The sequence below is a fragment of the Saccharopolyspora terrae genome (assembly GCF_004348435.1).
Taxonomy (GTDB): domain Bacteria; phylum Actinomycetota; class Actinomycetes; order Mycobacteriales; family Pseudonocardiaceae; genus Saccharopolyspora; species Saccharopolyspora endophytica.
This window is the reverse complement of sequence record NZ_SMKS01000050.1, coordinates 26,025-44,431: the sequence shown is the minus strand read 5'-3', so window position 1 is coordinate 44,431 and position 18,407 is coordinate 26,025. Positions and strand designations below refer to the sequence as shown.

Sequence of the window (18,407 nt, the reverse complement as noted above, 5' to 3'; positions counted from 1 at the left end):
CGGTTCACACGTGGGAGGCGGGGGACAGGGCCTCCCACGTGTGAACCGGGTGCGGGACCCCGTAACGCACCGGGGAGTTCGACGAGGCGGCCTGCTCAGGGGGAGCGGGCCGCCTCCTCGTCGGTGCGGCGGTCATCACTTCCCCGCCTTCCATGATCGGGAGCGCGTAATCTGGAGTCCTGGTGGACATTTCGGACGCATCTCCCGTCGCTGCCGACCCGACGCCTTCGGTGCGGGTGGGCCGCCGTTCGCTGGTCGTGCTCGCCGGTGTGCCCGGCGCGGGCAAGAGCACCGTGCTGGCCAAGATGCGCTCGGGCGAGGACGTGGTCCGACTGGACTCCGAGCAGGTGCGCGCCAGGCTGCGCGCCCTGTCACCCGGCATTCCGTACCGCTACTACCGGCCGCTGGTGCACCTGCTGCACCGCTCCCGGATCTTGTGGTCGTGCCTGGTCGGCCGCGGCCCGGTGGTCGCGCACGAGCCCGCGACCAGGGCGAGCACGCGGCTGATGCTGCTGGTCTTCGCGCGCCTGAGCGGGCGGCGGACGGTCCTGCTGTGGCTGCACGCCGACGCCGACTCGGCGCTGGACGGGCAGCGGGCGCGGGGCAGGCTGATCCGGTCGAGCTCCTTCCAGCGGCACGTGCTGCGGGCCGAGCGGATGCACCGGCGCCTGCTGGCCGGTGAGCGGCTGATCGGCTGGCGCCGGGTGCACCTGTTCACCCGTTCCCAGGTGGCCGGTGGCCTGCGGCTGGACGTCGAGACGTGACCTGCGTCCCCTTGGGCAGGGGCGGGCCGACATCAACTGATCGCGATGATTACCCTGGACCCCCGGTGCTGCGGCCAGATGTCGCTGCGCCAGGCTGAGATTTTTCGAGCTGCGGGTCACTGGCAACAGGGTGTGCGTCGGGTGGAGCGCGCGGTTCGACAAGCGCAAGCGGAGTCCAAGCAGGTTCGCCGCACGCCACCGAGTGGACGCACAGCCCCGTCAGCACGCGCGGGGTGGCGCCGGACCTTTTTCCGCGATCAGCCCACCGCCGACCCACCTAGGGAGACCCGCGTTCCGCATGCCTACTTTCGCTGAACTCGAACTCGACGAGCGCGTCCAGAAGACGCTGACCGAGATCGGGTACGAGGCCCCGTCGCCGATCCAGGAGCAGACGATCCCGCTGCTGCTGGAAGGCCGCGACGTGCTGGGCCTGGCGCAGACCGGTACCGGCAAGACCGCCGCGTTCGCGCTGCCGATTCTGTCCAACATGGACCTGACCACCACCAAGCCGCAGGCCCTGGTGCTGGCGCCCACCCGCGAGCTGGCCATCCAGGTCTCCGAGGCGTTCCAGCGCTACGCCTCGCACCTGCCCGGCTTCCACGTGCTGCCGATCTACGGCGGCACCGGCTACGGCCCGCAGCTGGCGGGTCTGCGCCGCGGTGCGCACGTCGTCGTCGGCACCCCGGGCCGGCTCATCGACCACCTGGAGAAGGGCTCGCTGGACCTCAGCGCGCTGAAGAACCTGGTGCTCGACGAGGCCGACGAGATGCTGCGCATGGGCTTCATCGAGGACGTCGAGAAGATCCTGCAGTCGGTTCCCAGCCAGCGCCAGGTCGCGCTGTTCTCGGCGACGATGCCGCAGGGCATCCGCAAGATCACGCAGAACTACCTGAACAACCCGGCGGAGATCTCGGTCAAGACGAAGACCTCCACCGCCACCAACATCAACCAGCGGCACGTGCCGGTGCGCGCCTCCAACAAGCTGGACGCGCTGACCCGCATCCTCGAGGTCGAGACCTTCGACGCGATGATCGTGTTCGTGCGCACCAAGCAGCTCACCGAGGAGCTCGCGGAGAAGCTGCAGGCGCGCGGTTTCAGCGCCTCGGCCATCAACGGCGACATCGCCCAGGCCCAGCGCGAGCGCACCATCGGTCACCTGCGCGACGGCAAGGTCGACATCCTGGTGGCCACCGACGTGGCCGCGCGCGGTCTCGACGTCGAGCGCATCTCGCACGTGCTCAACTACGACATCCCGCACGACACCGAGTCCTACGTGCACCGCGTGGGCCGCACCGGTCGTGCCGGGCGCAGCGGCGAGGCGATCCTGTTCGTCTCCCCGCGCGAGCGCCACCTGCTGCGCGCGATCGAGCGGGCCACCCGCCAGCAGATCACGCAGATGGAGCTGCCGAGCATCGACGCGGTCAACGACCGCCGTCTGGCGAAGTTCGCGCAGAGCATCACCGACACGTTGGCCAAGGGTGGCCTGGAGGTCTTCCAGGAGCTGGTCAACGAGTACGAGCGCACCCACGACGTGCCCGCCTCGGAGATCGCCGCGGCCCTCGCCGCGATGGCCCAGGGGGAGCGCCCGCTGCTGCTGGAGGCCGAGCCGGAGCCGGCGCGCCGCGACGGCCCGACGTTCCACAGCAACAACGCCGACACCGAGACCTACCGGGTCGAGGTCGGCCGCCGGAACCGCGTCACGCCGCGCGCCCTGGTCGGTGCGCTCGCCAACGAGGGCGGTGTGCCCAGCAAGTACATCGGGCACATCGACATCCGCAACGAGCACACGCTGATCGAGCTGCCCGCGGACCTGCCCGAGGAGCTGCTGACCAAGCTGCGCGCCACCCAGGTGGCCGGTCGTGGTCTGAAGATCACCCGCGCCGACGGCGAGTTCATCAGCCGCCGCCCGCGCCGCCCCGCCGGCAACCGGGACCGCGACAACAAGCCACGCCCGCACCGCAAGGGCCAGGGCACCGCCCAGCGCTCCCCGCAGCAGCACCGCACGGGCCCCAAGCGCGACCTCCGGCACACCGGGGCGTGACGACCTCTTTCTGCGGTCGTTTTGCTGGTCGGTGCGGGTAGCGGAACCTGACACGCCTTCTGGACTCCGTGCGCCACTCCTGATGTATGCCAATGCACGGCGTCGCGGCGTACTCGCCAGAAGACGTGTCAGAACCCGCGGCGGTGCTGGTTGCGAGGGTGGTTCTCACTGCTCGCGGCTGCGCCGCTTGCACGCAGATCAACAGGTCGCAGAGCCAACTGAATTGATCGGGAACCTTTTGCGGTGGCCGGTCCGCGCCGGGCGTCCGGGCGGGCCGGTTACCCTCGCATAGGTACCCAGGTACATCCATCGACTCTGGAGCCCGTGAACCCGTGTTCGACACTCTCTCCGACCGGCTCACCTCGGTCCTGACGAACCTGCGCGGCAAGGGGCGGCTGTCGGAAGCCGACATCGACGCCACCGCGCGGGAGATCCGCATCGCCCTGCTCGAAGCGGACGTGGCGCTTCCCGTCGTGCGCGGGTTCATCAAGGGTGTCAAGGAGCGGGCCAAGGGCTCCGAGGTCTCGCAGGCGCTGAACCCGGCTCAGCAGGTCGTCAAGATCGTCAACGAGGAACTGGTCACGATCCTCGGCGGTGAGACCCGTCGCCTGGAGCTGGCCAAGACCCCGCCGACGGTGATCATGCTCGCGGGTCTGCAGGGTGCGGGTAAGACGACGCTGGCGGGCAAGCTCGCCAAGTGGCTGTCCGGTCAGGGCCACACGCCGATGCTGGTGGCCTGCGACCTGCAGCGCCCGAACGCCGTCAACCAGCTGCAGGTGGTCGGTGAGCGCGCCGGTGTCCCGGTGTTCGCTCCCGAGCCGGGCAACGGCGTCGGCGACCCGGTGCAGGTCTCCCGCGACAGCATCGAGGAAGCCAAGCGCGCGCAGCACGACATCGTCATCGTCGACACCGCCGGCCGGCTGGGCGTCGACGAGGAGATGATGAAGCAGGCCGCGGACATCCGGGACGCGGTCAAGCCGGACGAGATCCTGTTCGTCCTGGACGCGATGATCGGTCAGGACGCGGTGACCACCGCCGAGGCGTTCCGCGACGGCGTGGGCTTCTCCGGTGTCGTGCTGACCAAGCTCGACGGTGACGCCCGCGGTGGTGCTGCGCTGTCGGTCCGCGAGGTCACCGGCCAGCCGATCATGTTCGCCTCCAGCGGCGAGAAGCTGGAGGACTTCGACGTCTTCCACCCGGACCGGATGGGCAACCGGATCCTGGGCATGGGCGACATGCTCACCCTGATCGAGCAGGCCGAGCAGGCCTTCGACCAGGAGCAGGCCGAGAAGGCCGCGGAGAAGCTGGGCACCGGCCAGCTCACCCTGGAGGACTTCCTGGAGCAGATGCAGGCGGTGCGGCGGATGGGTCCGCTGCAGAACCTGCTGGGCATGCTGCCGGGCGCGGGCCAGATGAAGGACCAGCTGGCCAACTTCGACGAGAAGCAGCTCGACCGGATCCAGGCGATCATCCGCGGCATGACCCCGGCCGAGCGAGCCGACCCGAAGATCATCAACGCGTCCCGCCGCCAGCGCATCGCGCGCGGTTCGGGCGTGACCGTCGGCGACATCAACGACCTGGTCAACCGGTTCTTCGAGGCCCGCAAGATGATGCAGCGGATGGCCGGCCAGTTCGGCGGCTTCGGCGGCGGAGGCGGCGGCAGCAAGAACCGCAAGGGCAAGAAGGGGAAGAAGGGCAAGAAGGGCAAGGGCGGCCCGACCCCGCCGAAGGGGATGAAGGGCATGCCCGGCGGCTTCCCCGGACTCCCCCCGGGCGGAATGCCCGGCATGGGCGGCGGAGCCGGTCCGGATCTGTCCAAACTGGACCCCACCGCCAACCAGCTTCCGCCCGGCTTCGACCCGTCGAAGCTGAACTTCGGCAAGAAGGACCAGTGACGGCGCTGCACCTGCGCGCCACGGTGCTGCCCGAGGGCGCGCAGCGGGACCTGTGGATCGCCGACGGCCGGATCTCGTGGGAACCGGTCGCCGGCGCCGAGACCGTCTTCGACGGCGGATACGTGTTGCCCGGCCTGGTCGACGCGCACTGCCACGTCGGCATCGGCACTCAGGGGCCGATCGAGCTGGACGAGGCCGTCACCCAGGCCGAGACCGACCGCGACGCGGGCACCCTGCTGATCCGCGACTGCGGTTCGCCGATCGACACCCGGCCGCTGCAGCAGCGCGACGACCTGCCGCGCATCATCCGCGCGGGCAAGCACCTGGCCCGCCCCAAGCGCTACATCCCGAAGCTGTCCGACGACCTCGACGACGAGCAGGACCTGCCCGCCGCGGTCGCCGAGCAAGCGGCTTACGGCGACGGCTGGATCAAGCTCGTCGGGGACTGGATCGACCGCTCGGTGGGCGACCTGGCCCCGCTGTGGAGCGACGAGGTGCTGGCCGAGGCCATCGACACCGCGCACCGGCTCGGCGCCCGGGTCACCGCCCACGTGTTCGGCGAGGACGCGCTGCCCGGCCTGATCAACGCGGGCATCGACTGCATCGAACACGGCACCGGCCTGACCGACGAGACCGTCGAACTGATGGCCGCACGCGGGACGGCCCTGGTGCCGACCCTGGTCAACGTGGAGAACTTCCCGGGCTTCGCCGCGGCCGCGACGAAGTACCCGGACTACGCCACGCACATGACGGCCCTCTACGAGCGGGCCGACAGCACCGTCGCCAAGGCCATCGAGGCGGGCATCCCGGTCTACGCGGGCACCGACGCCGGAGGCGGCATCCCGCACGGCGTGCTGGCCGACGAGGTCGCCGCGCTGCACCGGGTCGGCATGTCCACCGAGCAGGCCCTCAGCGCCGCCTCCTGGGGCGCGCGCGAGTGGCTGGGCTGGTCGGGTCTGGAGCACGGCGCCCTCGCTGACCTGGTGTGCTACGACGCGGACCCGCGCAAGGACCTGGACGTTCTCCGCTCGCCGAGTCGAATCCTGCTAGGCGGCAAGGCCTTCTAGTCCTTCGAACAGTCTGAAAACGGTCCCCGCAATCGTTTCCGCCTCCGTTCGGCGACACAGCGTTCCCGTGTGCGAACCCTTAGGGTTGGTAGGTCGAGGGGAGCGTCTTGTGGGGGAGAAGCGGGATCCTTACCTTCAACCGATGCGTCGGGTGGACGGCACCGCCGACCTGCACCCCAAGTTCTGGGAGGCGCAGCTGGAAGCGGCCAGACGGGGTTCGCTGGCCTGGGGCTTCGCGGCGTTCTTCCTCGGATACGGCGGCTACTACCTGGCCGTGGTCATCCTCGGCGCCGTGCGGGAGCCCGACGGCGGGTTCAACCCCTCGCAACCGCCGAACACCGGCCCGCTGCTGCTGGTCGCGTTCGCGCCGAACATCCTGCTCGGTCTGATTCCCGCGGTCTTCTCGTGGTGGCGGGGGCACGGGCTGCGCGCCGACTTCGGCATCCTGCCCCGGCGCCGCGACGTGAAGGTCGGCCTGATCTGCGGGCTCTGCGCGCTGTTCGGGTCGTGGATGGTGACGCTGGTGGTCATCGCGGTCACCGGCCCGCCACCGGAATCCGACCTGACCAGGCTGATGCAAGGAGACCGGACGGTCTGGTTGTTCCTGTTCGCTCTGTTCGCGTTCCTGGGTGCGCCGCTGACCGAGGAGCTGCTGATGCGCGGTGCCCTGTGGGGCGCGATGGAGCACTACCGGATCCCGCGCGTCGCGATCCTCATCCTGACCTCGGTGATCTTCGCCCTGATACACCAGGAGGTGTGGCGGACGCCGGTGCTGTTCGTCGGCGGGCTGGCCATCGGGATGGCGCGGATGATCACCGGGCGGGTGTCGGCCAGCATGGTCGCGCACGCCACCAACAACTTCCTGCCGGCACTCCTGCTGTTCGCTGTGGCCAGATGAACACTCCGCCCGAGACGAGGTGATCGTGACCCGGCTCGGCACCGCAGTAGTCTGACGGCTTCCGCCGGTGTCAGCCGACATCGTCACGCGGGTCGTCGATCCGCTGTTCGGCATCACGGAGGCGCTCGTGCACACACAAGAATCCGGAGTCGGCGATCCGGCACCCGGCGGCCGCACCTGGGTGGCCGATCCGCCGGTGCGCACGCACCGCTGGGGGCTGGGGGCCTTCTTCTTCGCCGAAGCGGTGTTCGTGCTGACCTCGGTGGTGCTGGCCGCCGCGTTCGGCGCACCGGGCGTGTGGTCCATCGTGCTGATGCTGGTGCTGCCGACCCTGCTGGCCGGTGGCGTGGCGGTGCTCATCACCGTGGTGCGCGGCAACGGGCCGGTGCAGGACTTCGGGCTGGAGTGGCGCTGGTCGGACGTCAGGACCGGGCTGGCCATCGGTGGGGTCGGACTGGTCACCACCACGATCGCCACCATGCTGTGGACGCACTGGGCCGAGCCGGGCCAGACGTCCACGGTGAGCAGCGTCCTCGACGGCGTCCGGTTGCCGCCGGTGGTGGCGGTGCTGCTGTTCCTGCACGTCTGGCTGGTCGCACCGCTGTGCGAGGAGCTGCTCTACCGCGGTCTGCTGTGGGGCGCGATGGAGCGGCTGCGCTGGAGCCAGCTCAACGTGTTCGTGCTGAGCACCGCGGTGTTCGCGATCGGCCACCTGGAGCCGGCCCGCACCTGGCTGCTGCTGGTGATCACCATCCCGATCGGTCTGGCCAGGATGGTCACCGGCCGCCTGACGGCCAGCGTGATCGCCCACCAGATCAACAACTTCCTGCCCGCACTCGGCCTGCTCCTGGTCTCACTGGGCCTGATGCCCACCTGACCGATGTCAGATGCCCTCCGGTGGTCTTCCTGCTCAGCGGTGCGGGTGGGGGAACCTGAGCGGCTTCGTGGACTCCGCGCGCCACTCCTGATGTATGTCCAATACACGGCGTCGCGGCGTGCTCGCCACAGCACCGCTCAGAACCCCCGGCGGTGCAGGCTGCAAGCGTGGGCCAAGAGAATCCGGCTTCGCCGGTTGCCTGACGCGGTTCTGCTGCCCCCGTCGTCGCTGATGCGGGGCGTCTGGCAGAATGGGTTGCTGTTCGCTGCTTGGGGTCCCTCTCACCTCTTGCCGGCGATTTGACCTACGAGCTTTGCGAATCGCTGCCCCACGCGGTTTGCGCATCGCTCACCGGAGCACCAATGAGAGTCTGAGGAGCACCAGCACCCGTGGCTGTGAAGATCAAGCTCGCGCGGATCGGCAAGATCCGGGAGCCGCACTACCGCATCGTCATCGCGGACGCCCGCACCCGTCGCAACGGCCGGGTCATCGAGACGATCGGTCAGTACCACCCGAAGGAGAACCCGAGCGGCATCATCGTCGACTCGGAGCGGGCGCAGTACTGGCTGGGTGTCGGCGCGCAGCCGACCGAACCGGTGCGCAACATCCTGGAGATCACCGGCGACTGGCAGAAGCACAAGGGCCTGCCGGGCGCCGAGGGCACCCTGAAGGTCGCCGAGCCGAAGACCAGCAAGCAGGAGCTGTTCGAGGCCGCCCTCGCCGCCGCCGGCGAGGAGCCGACCGTCGAGGCCACCACCCCGAAGAAGAAGGGTGGCAAGAAGTCCGAGGCCAAGGCTGAGGACAAGGCCGACGAGAAGGCCGAGGACAAGGCTGCCGAGCAGAAGTCCGAGGACGGTCAGGCGTGACGGTCCTCTCGGACGCGCTTGAACACCTGGTGCGCGGCATCGTCGACAACCCCGACGATGTCCGCGTCCAGCTGCTGACGACCCGGCGTGGTCGCACCCTCGAGGTGCACGTCAACCCGGACGACCTGGGCAAGGTCATCGGACGCGGCGGGCGCACCGCCACCGCGCTGCGGACCGTGATGACCGGCATCGGTGGTCGCGGTATCCGGGTCGACGTGGTCGACACCGACCGCTGATCGGGATGAACGAACTTCAGCCGGAGGCCCTCGCAGTGGGGCGCGTGGTGCGGCCGCATGGCGTGCGGGGCGAGCTCGTCGTCGAGGTGCTCACCGACAGCCCGGAGCTGCGGTTCGTTCCCGGTTCGGTGCTCGGATTGAAGCGCCGAGGAGCCGGTCAGAGCAAGAACAAGAGCGCGCAGAGCCTCACCGTGACAGCCGCCCGGCAGCACGCCGGGCGGCTGTTGGTGCGCGCTGAGGGCGTGGACGGCCGGGACGCGGCGGAGGAGCTGCGCGGTGCGCTGCTGACGGTCTCCGCCGACGAGGCCGAGTCGCCCGAGGACCCCGACGAGTTCCACGACACCGAGCTGATCGGGCTGCGCGCGGCCCTTGTCTCCGGTGAGGACGTGGGCGTGGTGCGCGACGTGCTGCACTCGCCTGCGGGTGAACTCCTCGCGATCACCATCGCGGACCCGGAGGCTGAGAAGGGCGAACGAGAAGCTCTGGTGCCGTTCGTCTCCGCCATCGTCCCCGAGGTCGACCTCGAGGGCGGCAGGGTCGTGCTCGACCCGCCTGAAGGCCTGCTGGACTGAGCCGGCAGCCGAGGCCGTTGTGCGCGGCGGTGCGAGTTGCTCGGGAAGCGGCTTCGCCGCTCGCAAGGATCCACCGCAGTGCGCCCGTTCGCGGGCGTTTCCCAGACGAGGCCACCATGCGCATCGACGTCATCACGATCTTCCCCGACTACCTGAACCCGCTGCGGGAAGCGCTGCTGGGCAAGGCCATCGAGCGCGAGCGGATCTCCGTCGGCGTGCACGACCTGCGCGACTGGACCCACGACGTGCACCGCGCGGTCGACGACAGCCCCTACGGCGGCGGTCCGGGCATGGTGATGAAGCCCGACGTCTGGGGCGAGGCGCTCGACGAGGTCTGCGCCGCGCAGGAGGTCACGCCCCGGCTGGTCGTGCCGGCCCCGGCCGGGCGGCCGTTCGACCAGAAGACCGCCGTTCGCTGGTCGCAGGACCCGTGGCTGGTCTTCGCCTGCGGCCGGTACGAGGGCATCGACCAGCGGGTCATCGACGACGCCGCCACCCGGATGCCGGTCGAAGAGGTCTCCATCGGCGACTACGTGCTGGTCGGCGGTGAGGTCGCCGCGCTGACGATGATCGAGGCCGTCGTGCGGCTGCTGCCCGGAGTGCTGGGCAACCCGCTGTCGGCGGAGCAGGACTCCTTCTCGGACGGTCTGCTGGAAGGTCCCTGCTACACCCGTCCCGAGGTGTGGCGCGAGCGCCCGGTTCCCGACGTCCTGCGCTCGGGCAACCACGCCGCCATCGCCCGCTGGCGGCGGGATCAGGCGCTGGAGCGGACCTACCACCGGCGGCCGGAACTGCTCTCGGCGTTGTCCGAGGGGGACCTGGATAAGGCCGACCGGAAACAGCTCGATAAACTGCGTGCGTCGGATGCTTCCGACGATGCCGGTGAGACCGGAGACGCGTCGCGCTGAGCCCCTAGTTGAAGGGGCCGGATCGGGCGACGAAATGCGGATCTGGCACACTGGACAGGTTGATGCAGTCGAGCCACCTGGTTCGACATGCGCAAAGAGCAAGTTCACCCCGTGTCGGGCGGTGCCCACCTTCCAGGTCGGGTCATCGACATGTGAGAACACGGGTGCCTTCGACACGGATGAGGACGGACCACCGATGAACACCCTGGACGCGTTGGACGCCCAGTCGCTGCGTTCCGACATCCCGGCCTTCCGGCCCGGTGACACGCTGAAGGTTCACGTCCGCGTCATCGAGGGTTCGCGCGAGCGGACTCAGGTCTTCCAGGGCGCAGTCATCCGCCGCCAGGGCGATGGCATCCGGGAGACCTTCACCGTGCGCAAGGTTTCCTTCGGTGTCGGTGTGGAGCGGACTTTCCCGGTGCACACCCCGAACATCGCGCAGATCGAGGTCGTCTCGCGCGGCGATGTCCGGCGGGCGAAGCTGTACTACCTGCGCGACCGGCGCGGCAAGGCGGCGAAGATCAAGGAGAAGCGGGAGACCGCTTCGGCGTCCTGATCGACGCGAGACGTTGCAGTTCTGAGGGGCCCGGCCGCGGAAGCGTCCGGGCCCTTCTGCTGTCCACCTTCGGGTGATCAATGCAGGCCCAGCGAGTGCAGGTGCTGACCCCGGAACGGGATGTTCCGGGAAATCGCACGTCATCGAGGCGGAACCGGGCGGGTTTCCCGGTCCGCCGCGCCGGGGGAGCGCGAGGGCCCCTGAGCCCGTTCAAGTAGCCTGGCCGGGTGGCCGACGTCATGCGCAGCGGATCAGCGGAAGAGCCCCAGGACTCGGAGCACCGTGAGGGTGCTCCCGACAGGGGGTCTCAACACCCGAAGACGAAGGGCAAGAAGAAGTCTTCCTTCTGGGTGGAGTTGCCCATCCTGATCGTGACCGCCCTGGTGCTCACGGTGCTCATCCAGGCGTTCCTGGCCCGGGTGTACGTGATCCCGTCCCAGTCGATGGAGCAGACGCTGCACGGCTGCACCGGTTGCAACAACGACCGGGTGCTGGTCGACAAGGTCTCCTACCGCTTCGCCGAACCCGAGCCCGGCGACGTCGTGGTCTTCCGCGGTCCGCAGCCGTGGGTGCAGAACGAGTTCACCGCCGAGGAGTCCACCAACCCGGTCGCGGGCTTCTTCCAGGGCGCGGCCGCGCTGCTGGGCTTCGGCGCGCCCGACGAGAAGGACTTCGTCAAGCGGGTCATCGCCGTCGGCGGCCAGACCGTCGAGTGCTGCGACCCGCAGAACCGGGTCCTGGTGGACGGCAAGCCGCTCAACGAGCCCTACGTGTACTGGGAGCCGGGTCGCGGCGTCGGCCAGGACGAGTTCGCGCCGGTCACCGTTCCGCAGGGGCACCTGTGGGTGATGGGTGACAACCGCAACGACTCCTCCGACTCCCGCGTCCAGGGCGGTGGCGGCACCAACGGCGCCGTCCCGGTGGACAACGTCATCGGCAAGGCGCAGGTCATCGTGCTGCCGCCGACCCGCTGGCAGAGCATCCCGGAGCCCAACCCGCAGTCGACGGCGCTGGGTGCGCCGGCCTGGCAGGGCGGGCTGCCGCTGGGCGTGGGATTCGCCGCGGCGTTCCCCGCGGTCTGGATGGGTCGTAGGCTCGTCGGTGCAGTGAGCAAGCGACGGCAGTCGGAGTGACATCGAAGTGACGGTGACGGACTTCCGGCCACCCCGGTCGGTGATCCGGCGCAGCAGCGGCAACTGGGCCCTGCAGAGCGCCCTGGATCGCCGGGGGCTGGGCCCGGTCGCCGGTGTGGACGAGGCCGGGCGCGGCGCGTGCGCCGGGCCGCTGGTGGTCGCCGCGTGCGTGCTCAAGCCGGGTGATGCGAAGCGCTTCGACGGCCTGACCGACTCCAAGGTGCTGACCGAGGCCGACCGGGAGCGGCTCTACGACCGCATCACCTCCCGCGCGCTGAGCTGCTCGACCGTGGTGATCCCGGCCGAGGACGTCGATGCGCTGGGCATTCACGTCGCCAACCTGGAGGGCATGCGCCGCTCGGTGGCGCAGCTGACCGAGCACCCCGGCTACGTGCTCACCGACGGCTTCAAGGTGCAGGGCCTGGCGACCCCGAGCGTGGCGGTCGTCAAGGGCGACCTGGTCGCGGCGTGCGTGGCGGCGGCATCGGTGCTGGCCAAGGTCACCCGGGACAGGTTGATGGCCGGTGAGCTGCACGAGGGGTTCCCGGAGTACGCCTTCGACGTGCACAAGGGCTACAGCACGCCGCTGCACTCGGCGCGCATGACCGAGCACGGTCCGTGCGTCCAGCACCGCTGGTCCTACGCCAACGTCGTGGCCGCCGCCACGAAGCACGGGATGCGCTCGCCGCGCGCTGTGACCAGCAAGCCCGGTTTGTTCGATGCTTCGAAGGGGGAAGTGGTGGACAATGAGGCCTTGTAGTCCGAACGGAAACGCAGAAGGGCTCGCACACCGATGAGCGCCGAGGATCTCGAAAAGTACGAGACCGAGATGGAGCTGCAGCTCTACAAGGAGTATCGCGACATCGTCGGTCAGTTCACCTACGTCGTGGAGACCGAACGGCGCTTCTACCTGGCCAACGCGGTGGACGTGCAGGTGCGCAACTCCGACTCGGAGGTCTACTTCGAGGTGTCGATGTCCGACGCCTGGGTTTGGGACATGTATCGCCCGGCGAGGTTCGTCAAGAACGTTCGGGTGATCACGTTCAAGGACGTCAACGTCGAGGAGCTGGACAAGCCCGATCTCCGGTTGCCGGAGAACGGGCCTTTCGGGTCGTAGGGGAACCCGGAACACGTCGCAGGCGCCCGGACGGTCGAATTCGACCGTCCGGGCTTTTTCGTGCGCGCAGTGCGATCGAGTGGATCTGCGAATACCCGGATACACGAAATCCACCACACGTAGGTGTGAGCACTGATTGTCCACAGCGGACCAATTCATCCACAAATTGGGAAATCTGTTTGGCATTTCGGCTCGGGATGGGCAACGTGGAGCTCATCCCGTTCCCGGAATGGTTGGTGCTGAGCGGTTTTCACCCCTCCGGAACGGGAATCGTCGATTCGATTCCCGAGGAGGTTCCCGTGGGTACCGAGAAGATCACCGCGCCGCTGTCCGATCACCTGGCCGGCGGGCGCAGGCACGAGCTGGGCAGGGTCGCCGAGCGGATGGCCGCCGAGCTGCTGGAGCGCAGCGGGCTGATCGTGCTGGACCGCAACTGGCGATGCCCGCGCGGTGAGCTCGACATCGTCGCCACCGATGGAGACCTCGTGGTGTTCTGCGAGGTCAAAGCGCGATCCGGGGTGGATTACGGAGGTCCGTTGCACGCCATCGGCCCGGACAAGATCGCCCGGGTGCGGGGTGTGGCCAGGGCGTGGCTCTCCGAGCGCGACCTGGTTGGCTGCCGGGTCCGCTTCGACGTCGTCTCGGTGCTGTGGCCACCGGGGGAACCCGCGCGCGTCGAGCACCTCGAGGGGGTGTTCTGAGATGGCGCTGCGCAAGACCTGGGCCGTCGCCCTGTTCGGCGTCGACGGAGTGCTGGTGGAGATCGAGGCCGACGTGCGCTCCGGGCTGCCCTCGGTGCAGCTGATCGGCCTGCCCGACAACGCGCTGAAGGAAGCCAAGAACCGGGTGTCCGCGGCCATCCAGAACTGCCGGGAGGAGTGGCCGACGGACCGGGTGATCACGCTGGCGCTGTCGCCCGCCGCCCTGCCCAAGGGCGGCACGTCCTACGACCTGGCGCTGGCCTGCGCGGTGCTGGCCGCCAGCGAGCAGGTGCCGCCGCACCGGTTGCGGGGCACGGTGCTGTTCGGCGAGCTGGCCCTCGACGGTCGGCTGCGCGGCGTGCGAGGGCTGCTGCCCGCGCTGGTGGCCGCTCGCCGGTCGGGTGTGCGGCGCGCGGTGGTGCCGGTGGACGGCTTGGGCGAGGCGCACCTGGTGGACGGCATCGAGATCCTCGGCGCCGAGCACCTGAGGGAGGTGATCGCGTGGCTGCGCGAGCTGGCGGAGCTGCGCGAGGACCCGCCGCCGGTCGTCGAGCCCGGGCCCGAGGACGTGCCGGACCTGTCCGACGTGCTCGGTCAGCCGGAGGCGCGCTGGGCGCTGGAGGTCGCCGCCGCCGGTGGCCACCACCTGCTCATGGTGGGGCCGCCGGGCACCGGCAAGACGATGCTGGCCAAGCGGTTGTGCGGGCTGCTGCCCGAACTGACCGCTCCCGAATCGCTGGAGGTCACGGCACTGCGGTCGCTGAGCGAGGAGTCCACCGAGTTCCTGGTGCGCCGACCTCCGTTCGTGGCCCCGCACCCGTCGCTGTCGATCCCGGCGCTGATCGGCGGCGGCACGGGACTGGCCAGACCGGGAGCCGTCAGCCGGGCGCACCGGGGGATCTTGCTGCTGGACGAGGCGTGCGAGCTCGGCCCGAAGCGGTTGGAGGCATTGCGCACGGCACTGGAGGAGGGGGAGATCAGGTTGGCCCGTCGCGACGGCACGCTGCGCTACCCGGCGCGGTTCCAGCTCGTGCTGGCCACGAACCCGTGCCCCTGCGCGCCCCCTCGAGAGCTGGACTGCCAGTGCGCGCCGCAGGCGCGGCGGCGCTACCTGGGCAAGTTGTCCGGTCCGCTGCTGGACCGGGTGGACCTGCGGGTGCGCACCCGGCCGATCTCGGCGATGAGCACGGGCGCGGGCACCGAGCCGGAGAGCACGGAGGTCGTGCGCGAGCGGGTCGAGCGGGCGCGGGCGGGGGCGCGGGAGCGGTGGGCCGATCACGGCTGGCAGACCAACACCGAAGTCCCAGGGCCGGTGTTGCGCAAGGAGTTCGCGCTGCCGGAGCAAACGACGGCGCTGCTGGAACGGGGATTGGAGGCGGGCGCGATCACCGCGCGCGGAGCCGACCGGTGCCTGCGGGTGGCGTGGACGCTGGCGGATCTCGACGCGAGTCCCCGGCCAACGGCAGATCACGTCGCCGCGGCGCTGGAGTTCCGGGACAGGAGGGCGGTGTGATGGGCGCGTGGGCTTCGCTGAGCGAGAAGACCAGGCAGGAACTGCTGCAGGCCAGGGCTTTCCTGTCGGCGGTGGCCGAGCCACCGGCCCGGGCCTTGGCCCGGTTCGTCGCCGAGCGCGGTGCGCGGGGCGCCGTGGACGCGATCGTGCGTCGGCGGGCACCGGAGCCGGTGCTGGCGGAGGTGGAGGCCAGGCGTGACGCCGTGTCGGGCGAGCGGCTGCTGCGCGCGGGCGAGGCAGCGGGGCTCCGGCTGTTCGTCCCGGAGCGGCCGGATTGGCCGTGCGAGGCGTTCTCGGAGCTCACCGGCGCGCGCGAGATGGAGCTGCCGGACATGGCCGAGCCGCTCGCGCTGTGGGTGCGCGGGCGTGCCGAGCCCGCGGCGTGCACCGAGCGCGCGGTGGCCGTGGTGGGTGCTCGCGCGGCGTCCGGGTACGGCGAGCACGTGGCGGCGGAGTTCGGCCACGGCCTGTCCGGGGCGGGGTTCACCGTGGTCTCCGGCGCGGCCTACGGCATCGACGGTGCGGCGCACCGGGGCGCGCTGTCGGCCGGTGGGCGCACGGTGGCGTTCCTGGCCTGCGGCGCGGACGTGGACTACCCGGCGGGGCACGGCAGGTTGCTGCGCGCCATCGCCGACCAGGGCGCGGTGATCAGCGAGTACCCGCCGGGAACGCCACCGCGCAAGCACCGGTTCCTGGTGCGCAACCGGCTGATCGCCGCGATGGGCCGGGCCACCGTCGTGGTGGAGGCGGGCGCGCGCAGCGGTGCGGCCAACACCGCCAACACAGCGGATCTGCTGGGACGTCCGGTGCTGGCGGTGCCGGGTCCGGTCACCTCGCAGAACTCGGTGGGTTGCCACGCGATGGTGCGCTCGGGGCAGGCGGTGCTGGTCACCCGCACCGAGGAGGTCGTCGAGCTGCTCAGCCCGCTGGGGGTGAGCCCGGCGGAGGAGGTCTCTGCCCCGTCGCGCGCCACGGATCGGCTGCACCCGGACGCGCGGCGGGTTCACGACGCGCTCAGGGGCGTGGCGTCCGCGGGGCACGAGGAGCTGGCCCGCGACTGCGGGTTGCCGCTGGGGCGGGTGCGGGCCGTGCTCATCGAGCTGGAACTCGGTGGCTTCGCGAAACGGACGGAAAGCGGGTGGATCGCGATCACGAGTTGAGGAGAAAGATGGAGGAAAGGCAAGTGAAAGAGATTTCGGAGAATGGAAGGGGGAAACCGACTCCGATCTGCGTGTTCGGCCGCTCGTCACAGCGATTTTCGTGACAACACGCAATGGCATGATTTCGCAACGTGAGTTCGGAAACAGGGTAATTCGCGTGGCGATGCTTGACCGGCGAATCGATTGCGACGAGCGTCGTGGGCATGACCGGTGGACGCCCCGCGCGAGCGAGCCGACCCGACCTCCGCGAGGTTCGGGCCGGGCTGCCTGAAGAGCTGGGCTCCGCTGTGGACTCCTTCGAGCGGCACCTCGCCGTCGAACGCGGGCTCTCCGCCCACACCGTGCGCGGATACGTGACCGACGTCGTCTCGCTCTTAGACCACCTGGCCGGAGTCGCGGGCGACGCCGGGGTGCGCGGGCTCGACCTGTCGGTGCTGCGGGAATGGCTGTCCACCCAGCACAGCGCGGGTGTCAGCCGGTCGACGCTGGCCCGCAGGACGGCGTCCGCGCGCGCGTTCACGGCGTGGGCGTTCAAGACCGGGCTGCTCCCAGCCGATCCCGGCCCGCGACTGGCCGTTCCCTCGCGCCCGCGCAGGCTGCCGCCGGTGCTGCGCGCCGACCAGGCCGGCGAGGCGATGAGCGCGTCGGCATCCGGCGCCGAGCAGGGCGATCCGGTCGCTCTCCGTGATCACGCGGTCGTGGAAGTGCTGTACGCCACCGGTGTTCGGGTGGCCGAACTGTGCGGGCTGGACGTCGACGATGTGGACCGTGAAAGACGTGTGCTCCGCGTCATCGGCAAGGGCGACAAGGAGCGCGCTGTGCCGTTCGGCCTGCCCGCCGATGCGGCACTCGGTCGATGGCTCCACAGCGGGCGGCCTAAACTGCTGCGTGATCCGTCAAACTCGGCGTTGTTCCTGGGAGTCCGGGGTGGACGCCTCGATCCCAGGACAGCGCGGCGGACCGTGCACGACGCCGTCGGCGCGGTCGGCGGTGCGCCGGATCTGGGGCCGCACGGACTTCGGCACTCGGCTGCGACCCATTTGTTGGAAGGTGGCGCAGACCTCCGTAGCGTTCAGGAGTTGCTTGGTCACGCTACGCTCGCAACGACCCAGCTTTACACCCACGTGACCGTTGAACGGCTGAAGGCGATCCATGACCGAACCCACCCCCGTTCCTGACCATGCCGGGGGCGGCGCCAACACGGTGGCCGCGAGATCGAGCTCGGCACCGGTGAGCGCCCGCGACCACGACGGTGCGGCCAACGGAAACCGGCCGAAGCTGCCCGGTGCGCTCGCGCTGGCCACCGTCGAGTCGGCGTGGGGAACCAACGGCCAGCGCAGCGGTGACGAGGTCGAAGCCGGCATCGTCGCGCTGTGGCAGGCGTTCGGGGAACGGCCGACGCAGGAGCTGCGCGACCGGCTGGTGCTGCACTACGCGCCGCTGGTCAAGTACGTCGCCGGACGTGTGGGCACCGGCCTGCCCTCGCACGTGGAGATCTCCGACCTGATCCAGTCCGGGATATTCGGCCTGGTCGACGCGATCGAGAAGTTCGAGCCCGAGCGCGGGCTGAAGTTCGAGACCTACGCGATGCAGCGCATCCGAGGCGCGATCCTGGACGACCTGCGCGCCCAGGACTGGGTGCCGCGCTCGGTGCGCAGCCGCGCGCGCGACGTGGAGCGGGCTTTGGAGCGCCTGGAGGCCAAGCTCCAGCGCACGGCCACGGACGCGGAACTCGCCGACGAGCTCGAACTGTCCCTCGACGAGCTGCGCGAGCTGTTCGCGCAGCTGCAGATGACCAGCGTCGTCGCGCTGGACGACCTGATCGGCGCAGGCCACGCGCAGGCGTCGCTGGCCGAGACGCTGCCGGACGACCGCGCCGAGGACCCGGTGGCGGCGCTGGTCGATCGCGACAGCCGACGCCAGCTCGCCGAAGCCGTCGAGCGGCTCAGCGAGCGGGATCGGGTCGTGGTGACCCTCTACTACTTCGAGAACCTCACGCTCGCCGAGATCGGCCGGGTCCTGGGCGTCACCGAGTCCCGCGTCTGCCAGCTGCACACCCGAGCGGTCCTGCGGCTGCGCACGAAGCTCACCGAACCGGGCTGA

Annotated in this window: 19 protein-coding genes; all 19 read left to right on the top strand. The window is 70.0% G+C overall.

Annotation, left to right across the window (positions count from 1 at the left end; genetic code table 11):
- Positions 1-182: 182 nt before the first annotated feature.
- The 19 genes from E1181_RS23215 (at position 183) to E1181_RS23125 (ending at position 18,407) form a co-directional block, all read left to right on the top strand.
- Positions 183-764, top strand: a complete 582-nt coding sequence (locus tag E1181_RS23215) for an AAA family ATPase (protein ID WP_132677814.1) — start codon at positions 183-185, stop codon at positions 762-764.
- Between the two features lie 298 nt (positions 765-1,062).
- Entirely contained in the window at positions 1,063-2,805 is a 1,743-nt protein-coding gene (locus E1181_RS23210) for a DEAD/DEAH box helicase (RefSeq protein WP_132677812.1), read from the top strand.
- Positions 2,806-3,137: 332 nt separating this feature from the next.
- Complete coding sequence (ffh, locus tag E1181_RS23205) at positions 3,138-4,700, top strand: signal recognition particle protein (RefSeq protein ID WP_132677810.1); 1,563 nt, start codon at positions 3,138-3,140, stop codon at positions 4,698-4,700.
- Positions 4,697-5,767 carry a metal-dependent hydrolase family protein gene (locus tag E1181_RS23200; protein ID WP_132677808.1) on the top strand — a complete coding sequence of 357 codons (1,071 nt, stop codon included), beginning with the start codon at positions 4,697-4,699 and terminating at the stop codon, positions 5,765-5,767. Before ffh ends, E1181_RS23200 begins: the two co-directional genes overlap by 4 nt.
- Before the next feature lie 142 nt (positions 5,768-5,909).
- The gene (locus tag E1181_RS23195; protein WP_132677806.1) at positions 5,910-6,665 is read left to right on the top strand and encodes a CPBP family intramembrane glutamic endopeptidase; all 756 of its coding nucleotides are present in this window, start codon (positions 5,910-5,912) and stop codon (positions 6,663-6,665) included.
- A gap of 67 nt (positions 6,666-6,732) precedes the next feature.
- Positions 6,733-7,542 (top strand): CPBP family intramembrane glutamic endopeptidase, encoded by an 810-nt coding sequence (locus E1181_RS23190; protein ID WP_235876975.1) that lies wholly within the window; start codon positions 6,733-6,735, stop codon positions 7,540-7,542.
- A 389-nt stretch (positions 7,543-7,931) separates the two neighbouring features.
- Complete coding sequence (gene rpsP / locus E1181_RS23185) at positions 7,932-8,408, top strand: 30S ribosomal protein S16 (RefSeq protein WP_132627491.1); 477 nt, start codon at positions 7,932-7,934, stop codon at positions 8,406-8,408.
- Positions 8,405-8,644: an RNA-binding protein gene (locus tag E1181_RS23180; protein WP_093413382.1), complete on the top strand. Its 240-nt coding sequence runs from the start codon at positions 8,405-8,407 to the stop codon at positions 8,642-8,644. The genes rpsP and E1181_RS23180 overlap by 4 nt, the downstream gene beginning before the upstream one ends.
- Before the next feature lie 5 nt (positions 8,645-8,649).
- A complete protein-coding gene (rimM, locus tag E1181_RS23175; RefSeq protein ID WP_132677804.1) occupies positions 8,650-9,216 on the top strand; it encodes a ribosome maturation factor RimM in 567 nt (188 codons plus the stop codon).
- A 116-nt stretch (positions 9,217-9,332) separates the two neighbouring features.
- Complete coding sequence (gene trmD, locus E1181_RS23170) at positions 9,333-10,124, top strand: tRNA (guanosine(37)-N1)-methyltransferase TrmD (protein ID WP_132677802.1); 792 nt, start codon at positions 9,333-9,335, stop codon at positions 10,122-10,124.
- A gap of 196 nt (positions 10,125-10,320) precedes the next feature.
- On the top strand, positions 10,321-10,680 hold the full coding sequence (gene rplS, locus E1181_RS23165) for a 50S ribosomal protein L19 (RefSeq protein WP_132627488.1): 360 nt from the start codon (positions 10,321-10,323) through the stop codon (positions 10,678-10,680).
- 227 nt (positions 10,681-10,907) lie between these two features.
- Entirely contained in the window at positions 10,908-11,813 is a 906-nt protein-coding gene (gene lepB / locus E1181_RS23160; protein WP_132677800.1) for a signal peptidase I, read from the top strand.
- A 7-nt stretch (positions 11,814-11,820) separates the two neighbouring features.
- A complete protein-coding gene (locus tag E1181_RS23155; protein WP_132677798.1) occupies positions 11,821-12,573 on the top strand; it encodes a ribonuclease HII in 753 nt (250 codons plus the stop codon).
- Positions 12,574-12,606: 33 nt separating this feature from the next.
- Entirely contained in the window at positions 12,607-12,930 is a 324-nt protein-coding gene (locus tag E1181_RS23150; protein WP_132627485.1) for a DUF2469 domain-containing protein, read from the top strand.
- A 299-nt stretch (positions 12,931-13,229) separates the two neighbouring features.
- Positions 13,230-13,631: a YraN family protein gene (locus E1181_RS32265; RefSeq protein ID WP_268952496.1), complete on the top strand. Its 402-nt coding sequence runs from the start codon at positions 13,230-13,232 to the stop codon at positions 13,629-13,631.
- 1 nt (position 13,632) lies between these two features.
- A complete protein-coding gene (locus E1181_RS23140; RefSeq protein WP_132677796.1) occupies positions 13,633-15,144 on the top strand; it encodes a YifB family Mg chelatase-like AAA ATPase in 1,512 nt (503 codons plus the stop codon).
- Positions 15,144-16,304, top strand: a complete 1,161-nt coding sequence (gene dprA, locus E1181_RS23135; RefSeq protein WP_132677794.1) for a DNA-processing protein DprA — start codon at positions 15,144-15,146, stop codon at positions 16,302-16,304. Before E1181_RS23140 ends, dprA begins: the two co-directional genes overlap by 1 nt.
- A gap of 203 nt (positions 16,305-16,507) precedes the next feature.
- A complete protein-coding gene (locus tag E1181_RS23130; RefSeq protein ID WP_132677792.1) occupies positions 16,508-17,482 on the top strand; it encodes a tyrosine recombinase XerC in 975 nt (324 codons plus the stop codon).
- Positions 17,457-18,407 (top strand): FliA/WhiG family RNA polymerase sigma factor, encoded by a 951-nt coding sequence (locus E1181_RS23125; RefSeq protein WP_132677790.1) that lies wholly within the window; start codon positions 17,457-17,459, stop codon positions 18,405-18,407. The genes E1181_RS23130 and E1181_RS23125 overlap by 26 nt, the downstream gene beginning before the upstream one ends.